Annotated in this window: 16 protein-coding genes, 2 tRNA genes, 1 pseudogene and 1 riboswitch; of the genes and pseudogenes, 8 read left to right on the top strand and 11 right to left on the bottom strand. The window is 41.1% G+C overall.

Annotated elements, in window-relative coordinates; translation table 11 throughout:
- Nucleotides 1-26: 26 nt before the first annotated feature.
- A tRNA-Gly gene (locus tag AXI57_RS07165) sits at nt 27-100 on the bottom strand.
- A gap of 18 nt (nt 101-118) precedes the next feature.
- Nucleotides 119-195 (bottom strand) — tRNA-Arg (locus AXI57_RS07160).
- 863 nt (nt 196-1058) lie between these two features.
- Between AXI57_RS07160 and AXI57_RS07155 the strand changes: the two genes are divergently transcribed.
- The 3 genes from AXI57_RS07155 (at nt 1059) to AXI57_RS07145 (ending at nt 2997) form a co-directional block, all read left to right on the top strand.
- Nucleotides 1059-1868, top strand: coding sequence for a TrmB family transcriptional regulator (locus tag AXI57_RS07155; RefSeq protein ID WP_010787704.1), 810 nt, complete (start codon nt 1059-1061; stop codon nt 1866-1868).
- A gap of 83 nt (nt 1869-1951) precedes the next feature.
- Nucleotides 1952-2677, top strand: coding sequence for an AzlC family ABC transporter permease (locus AXI57_RS07150; RefSeq protein ID WP_371845873.1), 726 nt, complete (start codon nt 1952-1954; stop codon nt 2675-2677).
- A complete protein-coding gene (locus AXI57_RS07145; protein ID WP_004430693.1) occupies nt 2674-2997 on the top strand; it encodes an AzlD domain-containing protein in 324 nt (107 codons plus the stop codon). Before AXI57_RS07150 ends, AXI57_RS07145 begins: the two co-directional genes overlap by 4 nt.
- Before the next feature lie 108 nt (nt 2998-3105).
- On the opposite strand, the gene AXI57_RS07140 is transcribed toward AXI57_RS07145, so the two are convergent.
- Both AXI57_RS07140 and AXI57_RS07135 read right to left on the bottom strand, forming a co-directional pair.
- Nucleotides 3106-4335, bottom strand: a complete 1230-nt coding sequence (locus AXI57_RS07140; RefSeq protein ID WP_061669694.1) for a CynX/NimT family MFS transporter — start codon at nt 4333-4335, stop codon at nt 3106-3108.
- 2 nt (nt 4336-4337) lie between these two features.
- Nucleotides 4338-5024: a FadR/GntR family transcriptional regulator gene (locus tag AXI57_RS07135; RefSeq protein ID WP_061669693.1), complete on the bottom strand. Its 687-nt coding sequence runs from the start codon at nt 5022-5024 to the stop codon at nt 4338-4340.
- A 273-nt stretch (nt 5025-5297) separates the two neighbouring features.
- A riboswitch (purine riboswitch) is annotated at nt 5298-5397 on the top strand.
- Nucleotides 5398-5453: 56 nt separating this feature from the next.
- Between AXI57_RS07135 and AXI57_RS07130 the strand changes: the two genes are divergently transcribed.
- Nucleotides 5454-6611, top strand: a complete 1158-nt coding sequence (locus AXI57_RS07130) for an MFS transporter (RefSeq protein WP_061669692.1) — start codon at nt 5454-5456, stop codon at nt 6609-6611.
- Between the two features lie 62 nt (nt 6612-6673).
- Here AXI57_RS07130 and AXI57_RS07125 read toward each other — a convergent pair whose 3' ends face one another.
- Nucleotides 6674-7087 (bottom strand): hypothetical protein, encoded by a 414-nt coding sequence (locus AXI57_RS07125; protein WP_004430704.1) that lies wholly within the window; start codon nt 7085-7087, stop codon nt 6674-6676.
- A 19-nt stretch (nt 7088-7106) separates the two neighbouring features.
- The gene (locus AXI57_RS07120) at nt 7107-7562 is read right to left on the bottom strand and encodes a MarR family transcriptional regulator (RefSeq protein WP_061669691.1); all 456 of its coding nucleotides are present in this window, start codon (nt 7560-7562) and stop codon (nt 7107-7109) included.
- A 167-nt stretch (nt 7563-7729) separates the two neighbouring features.
- Here AXI57_RS07120 and AXI57_RS07115 point away from each other — a divergent pair, with 167 nt between their 5' ends.
- Nucleotides 7730-8275: a GNAT family N-acetyltransferase gene (locus AXI57_RS07115; protein ID WP_061669690.1), complete on the top strand. Its 546-nt coding sequence runs from the start codon at nt 7730-7732 to the stop codon at nt 8273-8275.
- Nucleotides 8276-8503: 228 nt separating this feature from the next.
- A complete protein-coding gene (locus AXI57_RS07110) occupies nt 8504-10924 on the top strand; it encodes a peptidase G2 autoproteolytic cleavage domain-containing protein (protein ID WP_061669696.1) in 2421 nt (806 codons plus the stop codon).
- 417 nt (nt 10925-11341) lie between these two features.
- Here AXI57_RS07110 and opuFB read toward each other — a convergent pair whose 3' ends face one another.
- From opuFB to AXI57_RS07090, 4 genes are all read right to left on the bottom strand, one after another.
- Nucleotides 11342-12865, bottom strand: coding sequence for an osmoprotectant update ABC transporter permease/substrate-binding subunit OpuFB (gene opuFB, locus AXI57_RS07105; RefSeq protein ID WP_061669689.1), 1524 nt, complete (start codon nt 12863-12865; stop codon nt 11342-11344).
- A complete protein-coding gene (locus tag AXI57_RS07100) occupies nt 12858-13820 on the bottom strand; it encodes an ABC transporter ATP-binding protein (RefSeq protein WP_061669688.1) in 963 nt (320 codons plus the stop codon). The genes opuFB and AXI57_RS07100 overlap by 8 nt, the downstream gene beginning before the upstream one ends.
- 302 nt (nt 13821-14122) lie before the next feature.
- Nucleotides 14123-15484, bottom strand: a complete 1362-nt coding sequence (locus tag AXI57_RS07095) for a serine hydrolase (RefSeq protein ID WP_061669687.1) — start codon at nt 15482-15484, stop codon at nt 14123-14125.
- A gap of 382 nt (nt 15485-15866) precedes the next feature.
- A complete protein-coding gene (locus tag AXI57_RS07090) occupies nt 15867-16382 on the bottom strand; it encodes a DUF3231 family protein (protein ID WP_061669686.1) in 516 nt (171 codons plus the stop codon).
- Nucleotides 16383-16680: 298 nt separating this feature from the next.
- Here AXI57_RS07090 and AXI57_RS07085 point away from each other — a divergent pair, with 298 nt between their 5' ends.
- A complete protein-coding gene (locus AXI57_RS07085; RefSeq protein ID WP_004430720.1) occupies nt 16681-18069 on the top strand; it encodes an alkaline phosphatase family protein in 1389 nt (462 codons plus the stop codon).
- Nucleotides 18070-18148: 79 nt separating this feature from the next.
- Nucleotides 18149-18856 (top strand): DUF4352 domain-containing protein, encoded by a 708-nt coding sequence (locus AXI57_RS07080; protein WP_061669685.1) that lies wholly within the window; start codon nt 18149-18151, stop codon nt 18854-18856.
- 422 nt (nt 18857-19278) lie between these two features.
- On the opposite strand, the pseudogene AXI57_RS07075 reads toward AXI57_RS07080, so the two are convergent.
- Nucleotides 19279-20202: pseudogene (locus tag AXI57_RS07075) on the bottom strand (BclA C-terminal domain-containing protein); the annotation flags it as partial.

Here is a 20202-nt window from a genome sequence, read left to right as displayed (position 1 = left end):
GTTTAGTTTTCAAAGATCATTTGTAATGGAGCGGGTGATGAGAATCGAACTCACGACATCAGCTTGGAAGGCTGAGGTTTTACCACTAAACTACACCCGCATATAACATGAATTAAAATGGCGCGCCCGAGAGGAGTCGAACCCCTAACCTTTTGATCCGTAGTCAAACGCTCTATCCAATTGAGCTACGGGCGCTTATCAGGCGACTTAACTATCATACTATCATTTGATGTTAAAGTCAATAACTTTTTTGAAGTTTTTTTCGTAGCGCAGTCGATTCAACTGAAGTTTCGCGGATTGTCCATCCGGCAAATCTCTTCGCATTTCGACTTTCTTATTATACACGTTTCGAAACATTTGTACACCCTTTGGAGAAAATTCTTTTTCACTTCCCCAACGCTGACGAACATTTCGTTTTTTGTTGTTACGCTGTGTATCAGCGACGTTTAATAATATACCATGCTTATTTTATTTGGTCAACACTTTCTTCTGATTTTTTTAAGAAAGAATGCTATAAGATTTTCATTACTCACTTTCTTCTTATTTAATAGTTACTATGTCTCCTGTTTATGATTGGCTTGATAAGCCTGTACAGAACCTTCATTAAAGCTTGCTCCCCCTATCTTGCATTTTAGATAAGCAGAAAAAATGTCCAAGACGATTCATTAAGGAAAGAATGCAATATTGTTTTCCCTTCAATTTGTTGGAGTCTTTCGGAGCCTCCCGGAGGAAACGAAGCACGAGCTTGCTCTACTGTTAAATATAGAAGAACCAAGTGAATCAGTTAGCTTAGACCAATCGATAAACTTGTTTAAAGCTCTAATGAAAGATTTATTACATCTAAACATGAATACAAATCTTCTGGACGCCTGCTGGAACGTGCAGGTATCTAGTTGTTAAGCGCCAAAATGTGTTTCATAAAATACACCGTTAGTATGCCTGAACGGTATATTTAATTTCCATGGCCAAAAAATAACTTTATTTGGTATTGGACTGTTGACAAATAATCTGCCCTTCTACTATAGTGGTTGCATACCTAACCACTAAAGGAGAATACCATGGATGACGTTTATAAAGAACTTCAGAAGCTGGGGTTTTCTCAATATGAATGCAAAGCATACATAGGGCTTTTAAAAACCTCACCGATAACCGGCTATGAGATTAGCAAAAGGTCAGGTGTGCCGCGGTCGATGATTTATGAGGTAGTGGGAAAGCTAGTCGATAAAGGCGCCGTTCACACCGTACCTTCTGATCCTGTAACATACGCACCGTTGCCAGCTAAGGAGTTAATTGACCGTCTGCGGCATAACTTCGAAAACTCCTTTGATTATTTAGAAAAAAAATTAGTTGCTTTAGAAAGTGAGCAGGACGTCGATGTCATTCGAAGAATCAATAGCAATGAACATGTGATTGCTGAAATGATTGATATGATAGACAAGGCGGAAGATGAGCTGTGGCTGTCTCTTTGGGAGCCGCAAGTCGCTGCTGTTAAGAAGGACATTGACAGGCGTTTAAATGAAAACCTGCCTGTCTTCTCGATTCTTTTTGGATCTCAGGAAATCGAAATAGGCTCAACCACCCATCATAATTATATGTCGCCAGAAGTGGCTGAAGAACGAATCGGCGGCCGATTAACGATTGTTGCCAGAGACAATCAAGAGGTATTAATCGCTAATTTTTCACCTAATACAAATGCATGGGCCATAAAAACGCAAGATCCTGCGCTTGTTATTGTTGCCATGGAATACATGAGACACGACCTTATGTTTTCAGAGCTTGTCAAAGAAGTTGGTTCTGAAAGAGCGGCAGCATTGTGGCAGCATAATTCCAACCTGTTTCATGTGGTTACAGGAAAACGGTTCAATTGAATTGAGCCGTCTTTTCTTTCATCTTTTTATAGTAGTTATATTTATAACCTCTAAAAATTTATATAAAAAGGAGAGTAAGGATCGTGGAGGCTCAATTGAAAAAAGTCGAATCTGTACAAAGGGAAGACACCTTTTTGCAGGGAGTGAAAGATTGTATCCCTACATTGTTAGGATATATGAGTATTGGATTTGCTTTTGGCATCGTTGGTATTTCCTCAAAACTGAGCATACTGGAGATCACGCTTTTATCATTGCTGGTTTATGCAGGAGCCGCTCAATTTATTTTCTGTGCTTTATTGGCTTCGAACAGTCCTGCGTCAGCTATCATCCTGACAACGTTTATCGTAAACTTGCGCCACTTGTTATTGTGCCTGACTTTAGCTCCGCATTTCACGAGATACTCGTTAATGAAAAATATCGGAATTGGATCACTTGTCACAGACGAGTCATTTGGCGTGGCCATAAACAAACTTGCAACACACGGAAAGCTCAGCGACAAGTGGATGAATGGGTTAAATATTACAGCGTATATATGTTGGATTATTTCATGTACTCTCGGCGGTTTTTTGGGTCAATGGATATCTGACCCTGAAGCGCTCGGTTTAGATTTTGCTTTAACTGCTATGTTCGTGGCATTGATGGTCTTACAATTGCAAAGTACCGCATCTGAAAAACTGAAGCACAGCCTATCACTGGTCGTGTATATGATCATCGCTATGGTTTCATTATCCTTTTTTGTGCCTTCACATGTGGCTGTCATTACGGCGACGGTTATTGTAGCAACGATTGGGGTGGTGACGGATAAATGAGTATGAGTTTACCAATGCTTTGGCTTATTCTTGGCTGTGCGATTGTAACCGTTATCCCGCGTATCGTCCCATTTATTTTCGTGCGAAGTGTTCAGCTGCCTGAAGTTGTATTAAAATGGCTTTCCTATATCCCCATTTGTATTCTTACGGCTTTGGTGGCTGAAAACATGCTGATTGAAACTGAAAACGCAGTTGAATTAGATTGGACTGTGCTTCTCGCTATGCTTCCCACTTTGCTGACAGCGCTTTGGACGAAAAGCTTATCTGCCACAGTCATCATAGGGGTTATATCCATGGCTTTCATCAGGTTATTCTTGTAGTATATCGGCTCGCTTCTGATATTCAATATGCTCAGTATAAAAGGGATAAGCGCTAAGCTTATCCCTTTTATCTACGAATACCGTATCCGCGTTTTCTCCGCCAGACACTTATTTTGTTTTTATATGCTCAGCTTTTGCTGCCCCCATGCCGAATAGAAAAATAAGCAAAGATACGACAATCAGCATGAATAAGGGAATGGACCAACTATGTGTGACATCATGTAACAGTCCGAACACTAAAGGACCGATTGCTGCTAGAAGATATCCAAATGACTGAGCCATCCCCGAAAGGGCAGCGGCTTGATGTGCGTTTTGTGTGCGCAGACTAAAGAACATCATAGCTAAACTGAATGCACATCCCCCTGCTATACCAATCATCATAACCCATAATGGGATGAGTACAGCACTTCCATAGAGAACGCCAGCTATTCCGGTAACAAATAAAAAACCGGTTATAGTGACTAATATGCGCTGATTTTTCATACGACCTGCTAAAATAGGAACAATAAAAGTAATAGGCAGAATAGAAAACTGCATTAATGAAAGCATCCATCCAGCCGAATTTGAGCTGAGTCCTTTTTGTTGAAGAATCTCAGGAAGCCACGCGATGACAGTATAAAAAATAAGAGATTGCAGCCCCATAAACAAAGTGACATTCCAAGCTATCTGAGAACGCCACAAGTTAGATTTATGATGCGGTTCTGCTCCTGCTGCTTTCATTGGTTTTTCACGGCCCTTTAATAGCGGAATCCAAATTAAAACGGCAATGAGGGACAGAACGGACCAACAGCCCAGTGCCCCCTTCCACCCTAATCCTGATAAAGAGGCGACCGGAATACTGATACCGGAAGCGATTGCTCCGCATAAATTCATAGACACAGAATAAACTCCTGTCATCATTCCTAAATTCCGGGAAAACCTATGCTTAATAAAGCTTGGCAGTAATACATTGCATACCGCAATGGCTAATCCCAGCAAAATTGTCCCGGCAAATAGAGAGCCAATCCCGGCAAGTGACCGCAACAAGATTCCTACAGTTAATAAGAATAATGATGACATTAATACAAGTTCGGTCCCAAACCGTCGTGACAGCATAGGAACAAAAGGCGAAAGAAATGCAAAAGCAAGCAAGGGCACCGTTGTTAATGTTCCGGCAAGTGCATTTGACATCCCTAAGTTATCGCGAATCGATGCTATCAAAGGCCCTACTGATGTTAAAGGCGCTCTGAGATTCGCTCCTATCAAGATGATACCTATAGTAAGCAATAATATCTTTTTTCTTTGATTTGTTTTTATTTTATGTTTACCTTGTTTAAGCTCTACCTGACCTAAACTCATTCTTATTCCTCCATGTGCAATGTTTCTTTAAATTCGCTAATGTAGTGATTTACAGCATCCATTGCCTGATCTGCTCTTTTGTCAATGATTGAGGTTACAAGCTGACTGTGAATATCTTCATGAAAACCTGCATCTGTTGTGAGATCAACCAAGTTTTGAACCGATATCTGCAAAGCTTCTGTCATGTGCTCGTACAGATCGCTCAGAATACTGTTATGTGCAGCTTGCACGATTGCTTTATGCAGCTGAATATCTGCTTCGGCATATTGTTGACGATCTTTATTCTGAACAGCAGCCTGGCAGGAACCTAAACAATTTAGCAGCTTTTCTACATCTTCTTCACTGCGTCTTATTGCTGCTAGCTGTGCAGCTTCCCGTTCAAGAGCATGCCGGACTTCTAATGTCTCAAGCAGATCTGCCTTTTTGATACGCCTGTAAAATGCTGCCCCGAGGATGCTGGATGAGCAGACAAAAGTTCCGCTTCCTTGTTTTGTTTGCAAAAGTCCTGCATGAACCAAGGCCCGTATCGCCTCCCTCAATGTATTGCGGCTCACATCAAATTGTTTCATTAAGTCCAATTCAGGGGGGATGCGAGAACCCACCGGCCAAGTATCGGTCTGAATTAATGATTCAATTTGCGATACGACTTGTTCGACAAGTGATAAACGGCTTGTTTTTGATATATCCATAAACGGCCACCTCTAATTTGTAGGATGATTTGGTCATTGGTTAATTTAACACAAGAAAATGATAATGTAAATCCTTTAACAAAAAAGCAGAGTTGCGAATAATCAACCCTGCTTCAAAATTCATCATTCTATTCTTCTGTAAAACCATTCTTGTCGTTATCGATCGGTTTTCTCTTTTCATGAACTTCAAACCGATTTTACCTTTCACCTAATAATTATCATTTCATATGGAAAATGCCTTCAAAATATGTTATTATCTTTTGCAGAACGCAAAGAAACAATTATATTTACTATTGTATAACCTCAATAATATGGATTGAGGGTGTCTACCAGGAACCGTAAAATCCTGATTACAAAAATTGTTCATCACTTTTTTTGTAATCGGGATTTTTTTATTTGTTAAAAATTTGATATGAAGGAGTTTCGGTTATGAATTTTAAAGTTTTTCTTCTTGCAGCTTCTACTATTGCTGTAGGGTTAGTTGAATTAATTGTTGGAGGGATACTCCCGCAGATCGCAAAAGATTTACACATCTCCATCGTCAGCGCCGGTCAGTTGATCAGCGTGTTTGCTCTTGGTTATGCCGTCTCCGGACCGTTGCTTTTGGCTGTCACAGCGAAGATTGAACGGAAGCGCTTGTATTTAATTGCACTATTTGTTTTCTTCCTTAGTAATTTGGTAGCTTATTTCAGCCCGAATTTCTCCTTGCTTATGGTATCAAGGGTTTTGGCTTCCATGAGCACAGCGTTAATTGTAGTTCTTTCCCTAACAATTGCGCCTAAAATCGTCGCCCCTGAATATAGGGCCCGGGCGATTGGTATCATTTTTATGGGCTTCAGCTCCGCCATCGCGCTTGGTGTGCCGCTGGGAATATTGATTAGTGATTCCTTCGGCTGGCGTGTTTTGTTTCTTGGGATTGGGGTACTATCTCTTGTGTCCATGCTGATTATTTCTATCTTTTTTGAAAAAATACCGGCAGAGCAAATGATTCCCTTCCGTGAACAGATTAAGACGATCGCCAATGTAAAGATTGCAAGCGCGCATCTTGTTACGATGTTTACGTTAGCAGGGCACTATACCCTTTATGCGTATTTCGCGCCGTTTTTAGAAGCCACTCTGCACCTTGACTCTTTTTGGGTCAGCATTTGTTATTTCCTATTCGGAATATCAGCGGTATGCGGCGGTCCTTTTGGCGGCGCACTAGCGGATAAATTGGGATCCTTTAAAAGTATTTTGCTTGTAACCGTTTCTTTTGCGGTTATCCTATTTTTGATTCCTTTATCCACATATTCAATGGTTCTATTCCTGCCTGTTATGGTTATTTGGGGATTGCTGAGCTGGAGCCTGGCGCCCGCCCAGCAAAGTTATTTGATTCGCATTGCCCCAGATTCTTCTGATATCCAGCAGAGCTTCAATACTTCAGCTTTGCAAGTTGGAATTGCCCTAGGGTCTGCTATCGGCGGTGTTGTCTTAGGACATACAGGGTCCGTTATATCCACTGCTTGGTTCGGAGGGTTTATAGTGGTTATTGCTGTACTATTTGCACTCCTTTCTTTAACGAGACCTGTCACATTAAAAGAACAGTAAAAAAGAAATCATCCTGAATTTTTTATCTCAGGATGATTTTTTTGATAAACCTCTTTCTTTACTCAAGAATTCATTTTATTCATTGTGGCTATATCTTTGAACAGATCATTATGATGTAATGGACAGCTTAATTCATTACAACGTACAATTTTAAAGTCATTTAATTCAAAGATCGCAATGACCTCTACTTCTCCGACGGCTCCGTCTTTCTTCGTCACAGTTACCGTATACCTTAGTACAGCGGTTTGTTTATCTTGATCAAAAAGAAAATCATAAAAAGGTGATAATTCAATAGATCTCACTATCTCTTTTAAGGTGATGATGTGATCTCTGAATTCATTAATATCCGTCTTCTTCCCGTCAGTAACTTGGATATATTGATCACTAAAGTAATGAGGAATTTTTTCAACATGTAAGTTAACAATGATTTCTTGGTAAACCTCTGTTAAAAAATCACGGACCTGATCTTTATTCATAAGAAACACCTCATCTGTTTTATATTCGTTTTGCCCATTCGTTCATAAAACTGATAATGACGTCAAGTTCATTTTCGGTGAACTGATGTAACAATTCGTTATACTGGCCTTTCACCTTCTCATGCAGTTCATCATGGACCCTTGCTAATCTTTCGCCATCATTTGTCAATGTGTAATAAATCGTTTTTAGATTGTCCTCTTTCTTTTCAGCTTTCACTACTCCCCTGTCAATTAATTTTTTAATCGACTTCGTAATAGCGGGTTTAGATAGACCCAATTGTTCTGACAGAAAACTATTATTAGAATCCGACGGGAATTCTTTTATCAATGAGACGATGTGCAATTGTGTGATATTCCACCCTTCCTCACGATTTGTCAAATTTGATATAACATCACGGGCCTTCGCTTTTTTCTCTCTTTGCAGCATAAAATGTTCAATCGCTTTAAAGGCCTCTTGTCTTTTTTGAGACTCCATTTCATCATTCCTTTCACCTTTTTGTTAACCAGTTAATTATTTTTTAGTTTACCAGTTAACAAAAACAAATGTCAAGTACATCTTTTACAACATTTCACTAACCAAGCAGGTTCAGGTAACAAGAATGAAGAAGTGTTTTTATGGAGAAAGAATAAGGAGGAGACATCATGTTCTTGTATAAAATTGATGATGACGTTTCGCTAAAATTACCTGAGTTGAAAGATGCAGAAAGAGTCTTTGAACTGACTGATCATTCAAGAGAATATCTGCGGCAATGGCTTCCTTGGCTGGATGAGACAACAAGTGTGGAAGATACAAAAGGTTTTATTCAATCTTGCCTGAAGAGTTATGCAGAAAATAAGGGACTTACAACGTTTATCCTTTATAAAGGTTCCATTGTGGGAACGGCTGGGTATAACCAAATCAATTGGACTGATAAAACAGCTTACATTGGTTATTGGTTAGGGAAGGAATATCAAGGTTACGGAATTATGACAAAAGCGGCGAAAGCTTTGACCGATTATGCTTTTCAGGAATTGAAGCTTAATCGTGTCGATATTCGTGCTGCTGAGGGAAATAGCAAAAGCAGGGCTATTCCAGAAAGATTAGGTTTTGTATATGAAGGGCGAATAAGACAAGCGGAATGGCTGTATGACCGTTACGCGGACCATATCATTTATGGGATGCTGGCAGATGAATGGACATCAAAATAATAAATTATCCTTGTTAGGCTGACGGGCAGTCAGGCGCTAAACTCAGACAACTGATATTGGAAGGAATTTGTATTTCTTTCTTTTGATTATCATTTCTAAAAATCAATATGGATTTAAAAGGAGTTTCAATGATTGATAAAGAATTTGAAGGATAAGCGCAAAAGGAGGCAGGCGGCCTGCTTTGCCTTCAAATCAGCGCTTATATCAAAAGAAAGAGGTGTCTTTAGAATGGTTCATTATCAAAACTATCCTGATCCGTCTCTAAACGCCAAATTGCAGTCTCACCCTGAGCATTCATCTGAAATCGAACATCTCAAAGCAAGGATGCAAAATTTCATTAAGCATTCCGTTACTGAACAAAACATTGAGGTTACGGATGCAAGGGTGACGGCGGAAGGAGAGGTCACCTCACTTTTAAAAGAACGGCTCGACAAAGAATACCATAAACTTTTGTGTAAAATCACCCGGGAAGTAAATGTCGAAGATTTCGGCGCTGTCCCAGATGGAAGGGACAATACGGAAGCTTTTCGCAAAGCCATCGGCAATGGACGCGTCAAAGTGAACGTTCCTGCCGGAGAATTTCTGGTTCAGGGGATTAAGCTTCCATCCTGGACAACTATTGTCGGGCAAGGCAAAGGCATCACCGTGATAAAACTGCATGAAGACACCCCTGCACATGAATGGGTGATCACTAATGATGATTATCAAAATGGAAACCGTAATATTTTTGTCCAAGGAATGTCATTAGACTGGAATCCGGATAGACAATGCGGAGTGAGAAACCCTGGGGGACAGTTCTCCAGCTGTTTAACATTTGCCAAAGTTGAATATGGCTGGATCAAAGATGTTGAAGCCATTAATGCGGGTCTTCATGGCATTGATATTACATCACCGACATACGATCATTCGCCTGATACCGACTGGACAAAAGACGGCTCAAAATATATTTGGATCGATAACTGTGTGGCTTATGGCGCAGGAGATGACGGCATTACCACCCATTACAGCGAATACATCTTTATTTCAAACTGCCATTCCGGAAATCCGCGCGGTACAGAACACGCTGAAGGTATTTCAAACTCCAACGGTATAGAGATCGATGATGGCTCCAAGCATGTGTGGCTTTTGAATAACTTTACAAGCGGAAACATCCGCGGAGTAGAGGTCAAGGCGCATGCGTTGTGGCCGGCCTCTCAAAATGTCCATATCATCGGCCATGTTTCTTATCGTGATGTCCGCGCATTTGATCTTCGCCATATCGGCCATCACCAAGCAACAGATCCGGAAAGCACCACAGCTTACGATGTCACACTCATCGACTGCTCAGCAATTGAACCGGTTTTCAATTCGCTATATGAAGGAGTGACCCCAAGAGCACTCGTTGTTTCAGCATATAAAAACGTAAATGTAAGCGGATTCACAGCTATTGGCGATCCCGACTATGACTATGGCGGAAATCCTGTTGTGGCCATGCAATACCGCAGTCAAAATATTGCAATTAACGGCATTAAAATTCGGGGATTTAAAAAAGCCGGCGTTGATATTAATTTATCAGGCGGAACGAATAAAACCGATTATATTAAAATTTCAAACTTCGATATTTATCATTCCGCTCCAAAAGGAATCTCGATCGGCGGCGGCCTCTATAATGTGAACATCATGAACGGAACGATGATTTCAGATAGCGGGACGGTCGGAATCCAGTCGCCCAATAATCAGGCCGTCATTCTCGGCGTGCAGGCAGAAGGATATAGTGCGGCGGTCTCCATCAAAGGCCAAACATACCAGCATGTACCGGTCAATTTAAAGGGAGGCGCACAGCTTGCAACGACCTCCGGCTTTGCGTTTAATCAAACAAGCGCCGTTATCGCGGGTACCGGTGAAATTACGGCAAAAGGAGAAAGAAATGCGGTCATCGGCGCTTCAGGAGGCTCCAGTACAGAAGGCTCCCGCGCATTAATCGCAGCTTCAAACAACGCCCATATTAAAGGAAACAATGTGTCCAGAACGATATTGTCTTCTGAAAGTATTACACTGGAAGAACCCTACACCGTAGCGGGAGGCCACCAATCAATGAAATGGCTTCTTGACTCTGTAGGAGGAAACGGAACATTTGCGGGAGCGATCAGTTCTTCCCTAAGAGGATACGGAGAGTATTTTGAGAGTTCAACCGGGCAGTTAATCAATACAGGCACCATCGTGACTTTAAGGGGCGATAAAATCGCGCCGGCCCATGTGGGAGATTATATGCTTGGAGTGATTTCGGAAACGGCGGGTCTCGTATCAGGAGCATCAAGCTTCATCTGGCAGGGCCGCTATTTGACTAACGAATTTGGCGGCTTGATTTATGAGGATGTGACTGATGAGGAAACCGGAGAACTGATTCGCATGCCGAAAAAAAATCCGGACTATGATGCCGCATTGGAAGCTGATTATCTTTCACGGTCAGCAAGAGATGAATGGCATGTTGTCGGACTTGTGGGCCAGCATTATGTGCGTATTGACGAAACGGTCAGTCAAGGAGATTATCTTACGGCCCATAATGGGATCGGGACAAGAGCATCTGAAGGAGATTGGAAGGTCATGAAAATAACCGCCTCTTACATTCCTGAAAAAGGATATGGCATCGCTCTCGCCGTGATCAGATAGCGGGCATGGGAAATGTCCTGAACCGTTTGATTCGGAAACACAATTGTTCCCGTGAATGGGATCTTCCAACCGGCGCTTTTCTATTCGGCTAAACATTCGAATGATACGGCGTCAACTTTTCTTGCTGGCTTTAAAATGAACTATTTAGATAAAGACTTGTAAACATATTTACTGTTTTCAGGCTCATACTCCCTATAAATTCAGGGCTGATATGAGCCTAATGTTTATGCTCTTTGAATTTAACTTAGAGGGAATGTTATTAAAAAACTAGAGAGCATAAAAAATACCAAGGACTAAAACCCTTGGTATCATTAATATATACACAGGGAACACTGCCGTACTTTTTTCCTTTGGTTAATGAATGACTTCTTGAAAGAGCTCCACTCTTTCTATTTCTTTTTTAAAAATCGAATGTCGTCAAGTTCTATTAAGAAGTCCTTTTTCTTTTAAAAATCCTTTAGCCGCTTCTTCTGCGCTTTTGCCTTCTACATTCACTTCATAATTCATTTCGCGCATCTTGTTATCCGTTATTTTACCTGAAAGTTTATTTAACGCAGCTTCTAATTCCGGATATTTTTCTAACGTTTCTTTTCTTAACAGCGGTGCACCTTGGTATGGCGGAAATACATGTTTATCATCTTTAAGAACAGACAATTTATATTGTTTTAATTCACTGTCTGTTGAGTAAGCATCAACTAAAGCAATATCGCCGGTTTTGATTGCATTGTACCGCAGCTTTGGTTCCATCGTAACTACATTTGAAAATGTGATTCCATATGTTTTCTGGATACCGCGATATCCATCTTCCCGGTCGGCAAACTCTAAAGTAAAACCGGCCTTTATGTTTTCATGAAGACTTTTTAATTCTGATATTGTTTTCAAATTGTGTTTTTTTGCGAATTGCTGCGGTACTGCTAAGGCATATGTATTGTTATATTCCATTGGCTTCAGCAATTCCATATCGAATTTTTCATGCATCCCTTTTCTCGCTTGTTCATACACCTGTTTTTCATCCGTGCTTACAGGGGTTTCTTTTAAGAATTCAGAGATAGCCGTTCCGGTAAATTCCGGGTAAATATCTACATCACCAGACCTTAATGCATTAAACACAAATGAAGTTTTCCCCAAACCCGGTTTCAATTCGACATGTAAATCGGTCTCTTGTTCAATAAGGAGCTTATACATATTAATTAATATTTCAGGCTCGGAACCAAGTTTACCCGCGATGACAATATTTTTGTTTCCTTGTCCGGAAGAAAGTGAGAAAGCCATGATAAGCAAAGCTGCAGCTGCAACTATTCCAATGCCGGTTATTATTTTCTTAAACGACATTTTTTCTAACCTCCGAAGCAGAACGTCAAAAAGGATAGCTAGAATTGCGGCGGGAATAGCTCCAAGAACAATGAGAGCAGTGTTGTTTCTATCAATTCCGAGCAGAATTAAGTCGCCTAAACCTCCCGCTCCGATAAGAGCTGCTAATGTTGCGGTACCGACGATTAAAACCATGGCTGTTCGTATTCCTGCCATGATAACCGGCATCGCCAAAGGAAGCTCTACCTTTAAAAACCTTTTTCGATTGTTCATTCCCATAGCCCTGGCAGCCTCAATCAGTGAAGGATCAATCTCCTTAATACCTGTATAGGTGTTTCTTAAAATAGGAAGCAGAGCATATACAATAAGAGCTATAATCGCAGGTACTTTGCCTATACCGACGATAGGAATTAAAAGCCCGAGAAGAGCAAGCGAGGGAATGGTCTGTAAAACAGCCGTTATACCTATTATACCCTCCGATATGTTGGGCTTCCTTGTTAAGTAAATACCAAGGGGAATGGATATGATGACTGCAAAAAAGAGTGCAATAAGGGAAATTTGAATGTGTTCCAGCAAAGCGTTTACCAGCTGCCCTTTCCTTTCTATCACATCATTTAAAAAGTTATTCATTCTCCCGACCTCTCTTTTGAACACGATTAGCTAAATACTGTATAAATCCTTGTCTGGTTATCACACCTATAATCTCGCCATCACGCTCTGCGAAGATTTGGTCATGTTGTTTTAATTTATGTAGAATGTCATGTAACGAAGTTGATACAGGCACAGTTTCAGACGAATTCACCTGTACACATTCTGTTTGTTGTATGATGTCCTCCAGATTCATTTTCTCATTCATGATACCTTCTTGTGCTCCGACGAACTCTTTTACAAAATCGTTAGCAGGACGATGCAAAATGTCATCAGGTGTTCCGATTTGAACAATTTCGCCATTATTCATAATGCATATCCGGTCTCCAAGCTTTAATGCCTCTTGTATATCATGGGTGACAAATACAATCGTTTTTTTAATGCTCCGCTGTAAATCCAGCATATCATCCTGCAATTTCTCTTTCGTAATCGGATCGAGAGCGCTAAATGGTTCATCCATTAAGATCATTTCAGGATCTGCAGCTAAGGCCCGAATCACGCCGATTCTTTGCTGCTGACCTCCTGAAAGTTCATGAGGCTTTCTTTCACGATATGTTTCAGGCTCTAATCCAACCATTTCTAATAGCTCATCAACACGTTGTTTAATTTTATCGCGGCTCCACTTTTTTAATTCCGGCACAACTGCTATATTTTCTTCAATATTCATATTCGGAAAAAGAGCGATTTGCTGAAGCACATATCCTATGTTCCACCGCAATTCATGAATATCATACTCACTTATTTTTTTATCGTTGATAGAAATCGTACCATCGGACAATTCTATTAAACGATTTATCATTTTAAGCGTGGTGGTTTTCCCACTGCCGCTAGGTCCGATAATAACAAAAAATTCGCCTTTTTTTATAACTGCATCAAATGATTTCACAGCATAAGTACCATCTGGAAATTGTTTTGATACATTGTCGAATTGAATCATATCATCACTTCCTTATTTAATTAAAACTTGTGATTCGAGACCCTCCGCATTACTTTCTCAGCATCTGCGTACATGTTAACAAATTTCTCTATGCTAACATAAATCATCGCGAACATTGACTTTAATTGTATTATGTCAGATGAATTTGCTTTGACAAAGTTAAAATGTTTGTGACTGACATACAAACAAAAAAAGAGCAGACGTTAGGACTGCTCGGAGAGTTTGCGGTGTAAGTCACAATTTTATTTTAAAACTTCCGCGGCCTATCTCAACAGATGCTGCTCTTTCTATTACGAAATGGCTTATTTCATGCGAATGGCTTCTTCTTCTCCCCCATTTTGATAAACAACGAAACGATTAGCTTTTTGTGCTTTACCCGAAATAAATTCAACTTCCACAGGCAAAGATTGAATAAAATAACGCGTTTCCGAAAAAGGGAATAATTCAAACTGAGTTTGTCCAGTAATCTGCAAATAAAGCCGATCCTGCTTAGCTGTAACTAACGCATTGGTTCCATCGTTGAATGAGTAGGTCCCAATATAGCAACTGTAGATTGCCGGATCGATATCTGCCTTCTTTTTATCTGCAGGGCGCTCCGGAATAACATACGGCTGATCAAATAAGATATTCTCTGCCGCAGCAAGAATCGCTTGTTCATATTCATAGCCCTGTTCCATATTGCTTAGGTAAATCAAGGTTCTATTATGATCGGTATACCGTATCATCGAAGTGGAGTAACCCGGCCAGCTCCCATCATGACTGACTATCCTCCCTTTATCAGGACTGTCTTGAATAACCCACCCAAATCCATAACCCCACTTTTCCTCCTTATTCCATTGGACAAGAAAAAACGCTTGTTCTTTAGATGCTTGACTGATGATTTCTTCCGTATATAAAGCTTGATCGAAAAGATATAAATCTCTTATATTGGAGTTCACTGTTCCGTCACCTTGTATGCCATCCAGAAAGACCACATAATTTGTTTCGTCCAGTTCATCCGGCAGCACGTACTGGCCAGAGTGCACATCATACACATAGCCATAGGCATAGTTCGGAATTACTTCTTCGTTCTGAAGCCGTCTGTTATAAACTCTTGTGTCCGCCATTCCAAGCGGATGGAATAAAGCTTCTTTCATAAAATCCTCAAAACGTAATCCTGAAACTTTTTCGATGATAACTGCCAGTAAAACATACCCCGTATTGCTATACAGCCAGCCTTCATTTGGAGGAAAATAACTGGGCGGCTGATGTTTGATCAGCATGTTTACCACATCTTTATTGACAGCAATCTTATCTGTTTCCCAATATTGTTGAAACAAGTCCATATAATCCGGGAGCCCTGATGTATGATTCAGCAGATGGCGAATCGTGATTCCCATATACGGAAGCGCAGGAAGCCAGCGTTCAATAAGGTCATCGTAGCTCAGCTTTCCCTGTTGTTCCAACAGAATGATGCCAAGAGCCGTAAATGGCTTTGATAATGACGCCAATTCAAACACTGACTTATTATGTAATGGACGCTTTGTTATAAAGTCCGCCAACCCAAATGAATTCTCATATAGAATTTCCCCCTTCTCCGCAACTAAAATGGCACCGTTCAATTGGTTATTCTCTCCTAAAGCCCGGAATAAATTTTCAAGATTCTGTTTTTTGCTCTTATACATTAACATACCTCCTAAACAGCAGGCAGAGCCCGCTTTCGGTTTTTAACCCCATTTGTTTATACGGTTTTTACACTATTTAGGTTACAAGAATTGTAAGAGATATTTTTTGTGTGTTTTAAAAGCTCTTTTCACTGGTATACGTTGATTTAGATGAAAGATTTAAAAATCGGCAATAAAAAAACCCAAGAGATATTAAACCCTTGGTATCATAGGCCGGCCAAGATGACTTGAATCTCGGATGATTATTCACCGACTAAAAATGCTTTTACGGTTTACAGTGATTTAATCCATTTTGGACTTCAATAATGAAGGCAGTGGTTGAGGTAACATGTCTTAACTAAATAAGGCATGTACAGTTTGTCCCTGTACATGCCTCTCAGAATTATTCACCATCTTGAGGTTTATGATGATGAAGCGGCGGCGGAATGAGCCATCCTTTATTTTTTGTTAGTTTCAGTAATTTTCCGCCTAAGACTGCTTTACTCATATGAAATTGTCCAAACATCATCGCAATATCTTCGCGAATAGATTGCCCCATAATCTGACTGCATACAACAAGCCCGGCGGCAATTTTTGCAGAAACTGAAGCTGCCACATCGGCATCCTGAAAACGCGCTCCGGCCGGAATGTCATTAAGGTTAGCAGTCGGAGGCTCAGGAAGAGCTGGAGGAAGAGCCACCCCGTTTTCTTTAAGTATGGTTTCTACTTGTTTTACTTCTTCTTTGCTCTTATCAATAGATTCTTGAAGAAGTTTCTTTAAATCATCATCGCCTACGTGATTTAATAACATCTGATGATCCGCAACCATTTTATTGCCTGCCATCACAAAATTCCACAAACTAAATACTTCACCATAATGCATTGGTTCATCTTGCGGATTCCCGCTTAAAATACCCATCGTCATCCTCCTAATCATATTCATGGTTGTGCCACCTTTCTTTTTGCACACTTCATAAAATGCCCAACATGTGGAATATATATGTAATTTTCTTTTAGGTAAGCGGCAGAAAAAGCATTAAGAAATACCAAGGAACTTTCAACCATTGGCATCATTGTGTGATCAAGATGACTATAAGCATAACGGGACATTCACCCATGTAAATTCGATCTTTAAAAACGGTTAATACTGGCTTAACACTTTATAAATATAATGAGGATGTCATTGAGATTCATTTATATTTTAGGAGGTTATGCAGTTGAAAATATTCCCGAAGAAGTTACTGCCTATCGCTGTTTTGTCATCTATCGCTTTTAGCAGCTTAGCCAGCGGCAGTTTACCTGAAGCAAATGCGCAGGAAAAGAAAAAGGGAAATAAAGAAGAAATTAAAAACGTCATTGTTTTGATTGGTGATGGAATGGGCGTATCTTATACTTCCGCTCATCGTTATTTGAAGGATAATTCAGCAACAAAGGTTGTGGAGCCTACAGCTTTTGATCAATACCTTGTCGGCCAGCAAACCACTTACCCGGAAGACCCTGAACATAATGTAACGGATTCGGCTTCTGCAGCAACGGCCATGTCTGCGGGCATTAAAACATACAATAATGCAATTGCAGTGGACAATGACGGATCAGAAGCAAAAACGGTTCTTGAAGCGGCTAAAGAGAAAGGGAAATCGACAGGACTTGTTGCAACATCAGAAATTACACACGCAACACCCGCTTCATTCGGCTCACATGATCACAGCCGGAAAAACATGAACTCCATTGCGAATGACTATTTTGATGAAATGGTAAACGGCCAGCATAAAATCGATGTTCTGCTTGGCGGCGGTAAGAGCAATTTTGATCGTAAAGACCGCAATTTAGTAAAAGAATTCAAAAAAGCGGGATACAGCTATGTGGAGAACCGGGAGGACATGTTAAAAAATAAAAACGGCAAAGTTCTCGGCTTATTCGCTGAAGGCGGCCTCCCAAAGAAAATTGACCGTACGAAAGAAATTCCTTCATTAAAAGAAATGACCAATACGGCTCTTTCAAAATTAAGCAAGGACAAAGACGGGTTCTTCCTTATGGTGGAGGGAAGCCAGATTGACTGGGCTGGGCATGACAATGATATTGTCGGTGCGATGAGTGAAATGGATGACTTTGAACAAGCATATAAAGCTGCCATTGAATTTGCGAAAAAGGACAAGCACACATTAGTAGTTGCAACGGCTGACCACTCAACCGGCGGATATTCCATTGGTGCAGACGGCATTTACAACTGGTTCAGTGAACCGATCAAAGCAGCAAAGCGCACACCTGACTTTATGGCAGAAAAAATTGCCGACGGCGCAGATGTGAAAAAAACATTAAAGAAATATATTGATCAAAAAAAGTTAGCTTTAACTGAAGCAGAAATACAATCTGTTGAACAAGCAGCTAAATCAAAGAAAGTGCTTGATATCGACAATGCAATTGAGAACATTTTCAACAAACGCTCTCACACCGGCTGGACAACCGGCGGCCACACAGGTGAAGACGTCCCTGTATATGCATACGGACCGTCAAGTGAGAAATTTGCTGGCCAAATCGATAATACTAAAATCGCAAAAAATGTTTTCGATGTCCTGCAATACAAAATTAAGATTAACGATAAGTAAGAGAATACAAGGTGTCCCGTTGCTTGTATGAAGTAGCGGGACCTCTATTTGAATGCAGACACCATATGGGGGAATCATTATGAAACAGGCTTTTTCAATCTTACTTTTGATCATGATGCTTGTCGGCTGCTCATCAAATGCGAACAGCGAAAAAAATACAGAAAATGAAAACACGGTTGAAGCGAAACAGAAAAAGGCTTCAGCGCAAACTGACAGTAAAATGAATGAGTATCAGCCTAATTCACAAGTAACGGATGACCGATCATTACAAAAGATAGATCAAACGTTTGCAGATGACAAAGGTGAAGCTGTTTTAAAAGATATCAAAAACGTCAACAAGACCTATGATATTGGATCAATCGAATTAACAGTAAGAGAAATAAAGCTGATTCACTTACGGCCGGATTACAGCATGATTGATTATTTTCACGTGTTAACACATGATGAAGAGTTTGATTTTGTTAAAGTGTTCGTTGAAATCCAAAACAAGTCTTCAGAGAAAGTAAACTTTGCTCCAATTGCATTACTGAAAACAAATACAGGCGAAACTTTTGATTGGAAAAAAGATATTTACCTTGAGGAGTTAAATGGTGAAATGGAAGGCGGCGCCACAAAGTCTGGAAACCTTGGTTTTATTGTAAATGCAGCAGGCGGTCATAGGCATAATGAACAAACGAATCACAAAAACGAAAAAGACATCAAGTGGATTGAAATGACAACAAGTGACGTATTTGATAAAAACCATAAGAAAACCAGTGATTCACAAAAGATTAAAATTGAGTTTTAATGCTTACCTTCCAAGACGGAAGGTTTTTGTATATTGGAAACAGTCACCTTGTATGCTAATATGATCATTTATTTATTATTTGGCGCAAATGAGTCACCCTTTTAACATTCTTTTAGGCTTGACTGACCATTCTCTTTTCTCTTTATTTCGTTTCAGAAAATCGTTTGAATCCACACTTGTTCCTCAATCATTTCAAGTTACTATTGGACGTATACACATCTCCTATACACAATCCGCAGTATCTCTGCTGTCAAGAAAACTTGAACCTTTACAAGTTTAACCTGCTGATCCTCCCATGAAAGTTAAAGGTCAAAAAAAGCACTGTTCATTTTCGATTTAACGAAAAAACAAGTGAAATATTAAGTACTTGTAATAAAGATGAATTGAGTACTTTTTGTTTGTCCATGATACAGTGCTGATTGTTAATCTAATTTTTTAATTACAATTGAAGCGTTGACGTTAGTTTGTGTCCCTCCTGCCAAAGTCTGAAGAGTCACTGCGGCAGCGGAAGTATGATTTCGAAGAGTTAGAACATCGCCGGCTGCTATGGCTATGATAGCCTGACCGTTGTTTTGCTGAGTACCGGCACCTGAACCGTAGACTGTGTTTGTAATCGGCGCACCATTTAAAAATAGTGTGAATTGGTTAGGTTCTACTCCCGAAACAGAAAAAGTGACCTCATAGTCTCCCGGAGTGGTAATTGCAATTTGAGAAGTTCCGGGGGCATGTGTAATTCCAGGAGTGGTTATCCCAGTTGAATCAAAAATGACATCAGCCTCTATAGCTACCGTTTGAGCGCTTAAGTTATAAATATACCCGTATTCGGATAACCCAGCTGCTCCTGTGCCGGTGGCTCCCGTTGCTCCGGTGGCTCCGGTGGCTCCGGCTGGTCCGACGTCCCCTGTAGCTCCTGTGGCTCCCGTTGCTCCGACTGGTCCGACGTCCCCTGTAGCTCCCGTGGCTCCGGCTGGTCCGGCGTCTCCTGTAGCTCCCGTCGCTCCGGTGGCTCCGGCTGGTCCGGCGTCTCCTGTAGCTCCCGTGGCTCCCGTCGCTCCGGTGGCTCCGGCTGGTCCGACGTCCCCGGTAGCTCCCGTGGCTCCCGTCGCTCCGGCTGGTCCGGCGTCTCCTGTAGCTCCCGTGGCTCCCGTCGCTCCGGCTGGTCCGACGTCCCCGGTAGCTCCCGTGGCTCCGGTGGCTCCGGTGGCTCCGGCTGGTCCGGCGTCTCCTGTGGCTCCCGTGGCTCCGGTGGCTCCGGCTGGTCCGACGTCCCCGGTAGCTCCCGTGGCTCCCGTTGCTCCCGTGGCTCCGGCGGCTCCCGTGGCTCCGGCGGCTCCCGTGGCTCCGGC

The sequence above is a fragment of the Bacillus atrophaeus genome (assembly GCF_001584335.1).
GTDB classification, from domain to species: domain Bacteria; phylum Bacillota; class Bacilli; order Bacillales; family Bacillaceae; genus Bacillus; species Bacillus atrophaeus.
Note: the sequence above shows the minus strand (reverse complement) of the source record. Positions and strands in the feature narration are given on the sequence as shown.

Bases quoted from the DNA above. Each gene is read 5' to 3' on its own strand.
- AXI57_RS07155 (WP_010787704.1), top strand. From the start codon at position 1,059: ATGGATGACGTTTATAAAGAACTTCAGAAGCTGGGGTTTTCTCAATAT.
- AXI57_RS07145 (WP_004430693.1), top strand. From the start codon at position 2,674: ATGAGTATGAGTTTACCAATGCTTTGGCTTATTCTTGGCTGTGCGATT.
- AXI57_RS07140 (WP_061669694.1), bottom strand. From the start codon at position 4,335: ATGAGTTTAGGTCAGGTAGAGCTTAAACAAGGTAAACATAAAATAAAA.
- AXI57_RS07135 (WP_061669693.1), bottom strand. From the start codon at position 5,024: ATGGATATATCAAAAACAAGCCGTTTATCACTTGTCGAACAAGTCGTA.
- AXI57_RS07130 (WP_061669692.1), top strand. From the start codon at position 5,454: ATGAATTTTAAAGTTTTTCTTCTTGCAGCTTCTACTATTGCTGTAGGG.
- AXI57_RS07125 (WP_004430704.1), bottom strand. From the start codon at position 7,087: ATGAATAAAGATCAGGTCCGTGATTTTTTAACAGAGGTTTACCAAGAA.
- AXI57_RS07120 (WP_061669691.1), bottom strand. From the start codon at position 7,562: ATGGAGTCTCAAAAAAGACAAGAGGCCTTTAAAGCGATTGAACATTTT.
- AXI57_RS07115 (WP_061669690.1), top strand. From the start codon at position 7,730: ATGTTCTTGTATAAAATTGATGATGACGTTTCGCTAAAATTACCTGAG.
- AXI57_RS07110 (WP_061669696.1), top strand. From the start codon at position 8,504: ATGGTTCATTATCAAAACTATCCTGATCCGTCTCTAAACGCCAAATTG.
- opuFB (WP_061669689.1), bottom strand. From the start codon at position 12,865: ATGAATAACTTTTTAAATGATGTGATAGAAAGGAAAGGGCAGCTGGTA.
- AXI57_RS07100 (WP_061669688.1), bottom strand. From the start codon at position 13,820: ATGATTCAATTCGACAATGTATCAAAACAATTTCCAGATGGTACTTAT.
- AXI57_RS07095 (WP_061669687.1), bottom strand. From the start codon at position 15,484: ATGTATAAGAGCAAAAAACAGAATCTTGAAAATTTATTCCGGGCTTTA.
- AXI57_RS07090 (WP_061669686.1), bottom strand. From the start codon at position 16,382: ATGGGTATTTTAAGCGGGAATCCGCAAGATGAACCAATGCATTATGGT.
- AXI57_RS07080 (WP_061669685.1), top strand. From the start codon at position 18,149: ATGAAACAGGCTTTTTCAATCTTACTTTTGATCATGATGCTTGTCGGC.